The 7,292-nt window shown below is 42.2% G+C and carries 5 protein-coding genes; all 5 read left to right on the top strand.

Annotated elements, in window-relative coordinates:
- The coding region (locus tag ACH2DQ_RS05595; protein WP_395025900.1) for an ABC transporter substrate-binding protein at window positions 1–2,308 on the top strand (2,308 nt) is incomplete at its 5' end.
- Window positions 2,309–2,354: 46 nt separating this feature from the next.
- Window positions 2,355–3,239 carry a carbohydrate ABC transporter permease gene (locus ACH2DQ_RS05590; RefSeq protein WP_394911018.1) on the top strand — a complete coding sequence of 295 codons (885 nt, stop codon included), beginning with the start codon at window positions 2,355–2,357 and terminating at the stop codon, window positions 3,237–3,239.
- Between the two features lie 6 nt (window positions 3,240–3,245).
- Window positions 3,246–4,085 (top strand): carbohydrate ABC transporter permease, encoded by an 840-nt coding sequence (locus ACH2DQ_RS05585; RefSeq protein ID WP_395025897.1) that lies wholly within the window; start codon window positions 3,246–3,248, stop codon window positions 4,083–4,085.
- Window positions 4,086–4,090: 5 nt separating this feature from the next.
- Window positions 4,091–5,932: a biotin/lipoyl-binding protein gene (locus ACH2DQ_RS05580; RefSeq protein ID WP_394911020.1), complete on the top strand. Its 1,842-nt coding sequence runs from the start codon at window positions 4,091–4,093 to the stop codon at window positions 5,930–5,932.
- On the top strand, window positions 5,929–6,945 hold the full coding sequence (locus ACH2DQ_RS05575; protein ID WP_394911021.1) for an ABC transporter permease: 1,017 nt from the start codon (window positions 5,929–5,931) through the stop codon (window positions 6,943–6,945). Before ACH2DQ_RS05580 ends, ACH2DQ_RS05575 begins: the two co-directional genes overlap by 4 nt.
- Window positions 6,946–7,292: the final 347 nt, after the last annotated feature.

Genomic DNA, 7,292 nt, shown 5'->3' with positions numbered 1-7,292 from the left:
ACTTGCGGGATGCGCTGGGGGGAAAAGTGAAAATTCCCCAGAAAGAGCTAAAGGTTCAAATATTTTTGCAATGGGCAGATACCTGGAAGAGGAGATGAAGCTTCCACAGGGAATGAGCAAAATTATTAATATGAACACATTGTTGAATGGAGAAGTTAGAATGCTGGCTGCGGATGACCAAAATAAATCCGTTATCTGGGATTCAAAAGATGGAGGAAGCACCTGGTCAGAAGTGAACAGCCTGCCCGAGGAAGCAGTTAAGAATCAGTCTCAGATCACTGCTTCCGCAATCTCGACATCTGGTGAAATGGCTATAGCTGTAATGGGCAGGCCAGCAGATAGGGGAGATCCATCTACTGCTTATTGGATAATTGATAAGAATGGAACAGCAGCTGAATTGAAATTAGAATTACCTCAATTGAGCAATCTTTCTGAAGGAGAAGGGGAAGCATCCACAGATGGAGAAGCATCCGCAGATGGATACTTGTCATTTAAGAATGCTGTTTCTAAATTTTCCTTTACAGATGACGGCAGACTTGTTGGTTTGGACTTTGAAAGTAATATCCATGTGATAGATCCAAAGTCCGGAGAAATAACAAATAGTTTGAACAGTATTGTTAAGAATGGATATGTAATTACTTTTGAAGTCGTGGGGAATACCCTGATTGTAGTAACCGATACGGAAGTGCAGTTATATAATCTGGGAACCGGAAAGCAAATGGAAAAGGACACATCCCTTGAGGAACAGCTTTTAAAAGGGAAAGACGAAACAGAAATAATGCAGATGTCAGGCGGAATAGGAGAAGCCTTCAAATTTACAAAAGGAAAAGATGATAAATCAATATTCTTTTGTACAAATGGTGGTTTATACAGCCATACAATCGGCGGAAATCTGGTAGAACAGATAATCAACGGAGCATTAACCTCCTTAGGGAATCCGAAATTTTCATTTATTTCTCTGGCAGCTGTGGAAGACGGATCGTTTTTAGCAGCCGGGACAGAAGGGGCGGATACCTATAAACTCTTTAGATATACTTATTCAAAAGATACACCTTCCACACCCAGCAAAGAGGTCAAGGTATACAGTCTAAAGGAAAATGCGGAAATACGTCAGGCAATTGCATTTTTTCAAAAAGAGAATCCAGATATCTTTGTCACTATGGAAATTGGGACGGCAGGAGATGATGCTGTTACCGTATCTGATGCACTCCGTACTTTGAACACAAACATCATGTCAGGAAAAGGACCGGATATTATCGTGTTGGATGGTATGCCGGTGAAATCTTATCTGGAAAAAGGATTGCTTACAGATCTGACAGAAATCTTAAATAAAGTAGAATATGCGGAGGGAATCATCCCAAGTATTAAAAATACGTATGCAAATGGGGAAATGATCCAGGCAATTCCAACCAGGTTTCAGATGCCGCTGATTCAGGGAAGAAAAGGAGATATTGAGAACATTAATGATTTAACTACGATGGTTGAGCAGATCAAGAAATTGAAAAAAGAAAATCCTGGTAAAGGTATACTTGGTAATGATGAACCGGGAGATTTAGTTGAAAAACTTTATGCAAGCAATTCTGCTGCATGGTTAAAGGAAGATGGTACTTTGAATGAGAAATCATTACAAGAATTCTATACACAGCTAAAACAAATTTATGACAGTGATAAGCATACGGCTGCAGAAGAAAATGATATGGTTATGGGTGAATATGGGGAGTCTTCCTTCTATAATATAAATGGGGGCATTGGAGAATTGGTGGGAGAAGAGAATCTTCTGAATGCTGGGCTAATTTCTGATTTTTCCCAGTATGTACAGGTGGTCTCAGCCAATCAGGCAATGGGAGATGGAGCGGTAAAGCTTTTAAACGGGCAGGCGTCCAATGTATTTGTACCGATGGCGGCTATTGGAATCAGCAGTAAAAGTACAGATTCAAAAACAGCAGGTATATTTGTGGAATTTTTACTTTCCAAAGAGGCCCAGATTATTAATCAGGGCGGCGGTTTACCGGTGAATAAAACAGCATTTGAGGAAGGGATTAAAACCGGAGGTGAAGGTCTTGGAGAAACAGTACCATATCTCACAGCAAGCGGTGAAAACAAAGAGTTTAGGATCGTGCAGCTGTCTGAATCTGATATCAAGGAGCTTTATGCTGTGGCAGAGTCTCTGACTACGCCGGCGTTAGCAGACAATGTTATCAAAGAAAATGTCAAGGAACAGGCAGAACAATGCGTAAAGGGTAATATTACCAGTGAAGAGGCTGCCAAAAATGTAAAGCAGAAGATAAATCTGTACTTGTCAGAATAACAGGTTAAATAGTTCGATAGAAGGGGTATACCGGCAGGGGCATCATATGAAAATAAATAGGAAGATGAAAGACAGAAAAAAAATTAGAAAAAAAACAAAATACGAATGGTCGGGCTTGCTCTTTATCCTTCCCAGTTTTATCGGCGTTAGTATATTTGTATTAATTCCGTTTCTGGATGTAATACGAAGGTCATTTTCGGAGGCGATCAATGGTAAGTGGGTTGGACTAAATAATTATATAACCATATTTACCAACCCCGCCTTCAAGCAGGCAGCTGGTAATACGGTAAGATTTGTGGCGATTTGTATACCGATACTGATTATATTATCGTTGCTGATTGCAGTATTTCTACATAGGCAGAAGAGGTTTGGAAGTCTGTTAAAAAGCAGTTTTTTGATTCCAATGGCAATTCCGGTAGCGTCCATCGTACTGTTGTGGAGGCTGTTGTTCGATAACCATGGAATGTTAAATGGTATTATAGAAAAGTTCGGTGGAACAACCGTAGACTGGATGAATACGGAATATGCTTTCTGGATACTGGTATTTAGTTACGTTTGGAAAAACCTGGGGTATGATATCGTACTTTGGGTGGCCGGACTATCAGGGATTTCTGAGAGTGTATATGAAGCCGCTAAAGTAGATGGGGCCGGAGAATGGAAATGCTTCTGGAAAATAACATTACCCAATCTCCTGCCATCACTCTTTACCATTGCAGTGCTGTCCTTCCTGAACTCCTTTAAGGTATTCAGGGAAGCGTATCTGGTGGCTGGGGATTATCCGGATACCAGTATCTATCTGATTCAGCATCTGCTGAGCAACTGGTTCCGAAATCTGGAACTGGATAAAATGGCGGCAGCGGCTGTTGTAAATGCCTTGGTTATATTTCTATTAATTATGTTACTGCAAAAAGCATGGGATACAAAGGAGTAGAAAAGGATGAAGAAAAAAATTGTTTTCGTTTTTTTATGCCTGTTGGCATTTGTTGCCTGCTATCCTATCATCTTTTTGTTTACCGGATCATTTATGAGTGCTTCGGAGTTAAAGGAAAACCTTAAGCCGGTTCTTGCCGGTACCAGCGGATATGTGGAGTGGCGCCTGATACCGATGTCGCCCACCCTGCGTTCTTATGTGGAACTGCTGATAGACTCACCGGAATTTTTTAAGATGTTTTGGAATTCTGTAAAACTGGTGGCAGGAATTTTAGTGGGGCAGCTGCTGATCGGCGTGCCCGCAGCATGGGGATTTGCCAAATTCAAATTCCCGTTCAGGAAAACATTGTTTACGCTATATATAATGCTTATGATGATGCCATTTCAGGTATTGATGCTTTCTAATTACCTGGTTTTAGATAAACTGCATCTGATAGATACCCATCTTGGTATAATACTGCCGGCAGTTTTCTCTACATTCCCGGTATTTATTATGTACCGATTTTTCGAAAGTGTTCCAGATGCGGTAATTGAATCGGCGAAGATCGACGGAGCGGGAAACGTACAGATATTTATCTGGCTGGGAATACCACTAGGTTCGGCAGGAATTATATCGGCTATGGTGTTGGGGTTCCTGGAATATTGGAATCTGATAGAGCAGCCGCTTACATTTTTAAAAGATAAGACATTGTGGCCGTTATCAATGTTCTTGCCGAATATAGGGCTGGAACAGGCAGGGATCGCATTTACAACTTCGATTGTAACATTAATACCGGCAATTCTGGTCTTCATGGGAGGACAGGATTATCTGGAACAGGGAATCGTAGCAGCGGCGGTAAAGGAGTAGGTGATATGGACAGAAAAAAAATAATTAAGATATTAGCTTCATTTTTAGTGCTGATGCTGCTGTTTACAGTATTATCCAGAGCAGCAGACAGTGCAAGTCTGGCAAATGTGCAGACAAAAACAGCTCAGAGCATGACAATTGATCATACGGTAACCGGAAGCGGTAAAGTGATGCAGAACCGGGAACAGGCGGTGTCCACTATTGGAGACGCAAAGGTACAGACAATTTACGTAAGTGAAGGCCAGTCTGTAGAAGCTGGAGATCTGTTGTTTGACCTGGATATTGCGAACCTGAAGGAACAGATTCTTCTTAAAAAGCAGGAAATAGAAAAAATGGATCTTACAGAAGGGGATAATGAAAGTAAGTTAAGTGCAGAGGAACAGAAAAAGTCAAGTACCAAAGCCAGAGCGGAGCAGGATATAAATCTGGCTGCAGGAAAAGGAAATGAGGCGGTAACCAGAGCGGCGGATGCCTTGCAAAAGGCACAGCAGAAGCTTCAGGATTACCGGAACCAGCAGGGGATTCCCACGGATGGGAACGATGCGGTATATGCGGAACTGAACAAAACTCTGAAAGCAAAAGAAAAAGCGCTTCAGCAGGCACAGGATGAACTTAAGGAACTGGAACGGATAATTGAACGGGAAGTAAATAAGGCATTAGATGCAGCGGAAAAGAAAAATCAGGAAGCCCAGGCTAAGGCGGCAGAAGTTCAGGCTAAGGCGGCAGCGTATACAGAGGCGCAGACAGAAGAGCCTGCTGAGCCAGCCAGCGGTGAGAACGGAGCTGAATCCCACACCGCGGCGCAGCCACAGACCCAGCCGCAGACTCAGCCACAGACCCAGCCGCAGACTCAGCCACAGACTAAGGCCCCGGAAACGGAGGACTTGGCTAAGGTAGAAAAGGAAGTCCGTAACCAGTATAAGAGTGAGTTGGAGAAAGCAAATAAAAAAGTTGAAAAAGCCCAGGGAGAAAAAGCGTCTGCTGAACAGGCGATCCAGCAGTATCAGCAGGACCAGGCGGCAAATCAGTCAAAAGAGTCACAGGAGCAGGAACAGCTGCTGATCGATGATGTAAATGCAAAGCAGCAGGCTTACGATGATGCGGTAAGTGCAAGAGATGACGGAGTACGTACAGCTCAGCGGGCATTAGAAGATGCCAATGCTCCGGAAGGAACGGACAGTACAAGTAAAATCAGCAAACTGGATAAAGAGAAACTTCAGATGGAGTTACAAAAACTGGAGGCATTACTGGCGGCAGGAGGCCAGATAAAAGCCCCTATCAAGGGAATTGTGACAAAAATAGCAGTCACAACCGGAGATAAGACCATAGATGGAACGGCTATGCTTCTGGCGGATACTACCAATGGAAGCAAATTTGTGGCACAGGTACCGGCTGATCAGGAAAAATATCTTGCAAAAAACGATCCGGTAATAATAAAGCCCGGGAATAATACAAATCCGATAGAAGGCCTGAAGGTAGAATCCGTAAAGGCAAATGAGGAAGATAAAGAGATGTTGGATGTCACTGTAAAATTACCAGCCGATACCTTAGAAATAGGTACAGCAGCAGAGTTTGAAGTAACAAGAACGTCCAAGACCTACCGGACTTGTGTACCGATTTCTGCCCTCCATGAGGATAACAATGAAAAATTCGTATATGTAATCCAGGAAACAGAATCTGTACTTGGAAATGAACTAAAGGCACAGAAGATAGTGGTAAAAGTGTTAGACCAGAACGAGAACTTTGCAGCCCTATCGGATGGAACAATTACGAGTGACCAGAAAATTATTACAGGAACTGATAAGAATATTTCAGGAGGCAGTCGTGTGCGGCTGGCAGAGGAATGATGCTAAAAAAGTATTGGGCGAGATTAGTAGGCGTGCTTCTAATGATTTTATGTTATGGTTTAGCTGTTTTTTACAACGGTAAAATGATGAGTGACAATCCGGGGACGGCAACTGCTGTCCTCACGGATAACAGGTTAGATGCAAAATCTGCTTCTGAAATTCAGAAAGCAGAACAGAAGCAGGATAACCCGCTGCTGTTTACGATTTGGGGTGAAAAAGAAAATGCCAGGCTGTCTAATAAAAAATACCAGCGAAGCAGTTCTGCAACAGCTGTATTGGTGTGCAATAATCCCCAGCTTCTTTTTAATGGTACGGCAGCACTTTCGCCGGATGATAAAAATGGTTGTTTAATTGACGAAAAAACTGCTTATGAACTTTTCGGAAGCACCGATGTGGAAGGAAAACAGCTGGAGTATCTGGACCGAAAGCTGACCATAAGGGGACTCTTGAAAGGGATAGATGACGAAAGACAGCTGGTGGTAATGCAGGCAGACGGAGAAGGCCAGAGTCTGGACAGTATTACTGTAAGAATTCCGGAGGGCAGTGAAAAAGAAACCACTGTGAATGAATTTCTTATGCGCCATTCGCTGGAAGGTAAAATCATGGATATGGATCTCTTAAGGGGTATAACCAGAATACTTATACTGCTGCTTCCGGTATTTTTTGCTTTTGGAATTATGATTACCCTGCTGCGCTATGCCAGGGAAGAAAAAGGCCAGGGTGTCTCATATTATATCTGGTGGGGAGCTGTGATTGTAATATTGATCCTGACCATATTGGGAATTTCACGTTTTGTCACAATCCCAAAAGAAATGATCCCAACGAAATGGTCTGATTTTGACTTCTGGACAAATCTGTGGAAAAAGAAAGAAGAGGCATTTCTCTTTCTCATTCAATCTGCAAAGCATCAGCCGCAGATTGATATGATACTGGCATTTTTCCATTCCGTGTTCTTTAGTGTATTGTCAATCATTTTGTATGTTATGAGCTTTCGTAAAAGGCGGGAGTCATGATTAGATAAATTTCAAATTATAGGATAAATTTACTACAGGGCTGATAATTTGCGGATTATCGGCCTTTTATTGTATTTTTGAGAACCCGAATTAATAAAATACCACTATATTTCTGATGTGATATCTGATATACTGGTACTGCATTTACGCAATAGTACGGAAGTAACAATATTTTGTAATGGAGGCAATACCATGAGATATAAAAAACTACTGTTAGTGATTTTAGCCGCTTGTACACTAAGTGGATGTCAGCCTAAGAGCGATCCGGTCAGCCCTCTAAATCTGGGAATGGCGGCAATGGAACAGCAGAAATATGAGGCAGCATTGAAAAGTTTTGAAAGTTCCAT

This window comes from Robinsoniella sp., assembly GCF_034124845.1.
This window is presented reverse-complemented; position numbering and strand designations above follow the sequence as displayed.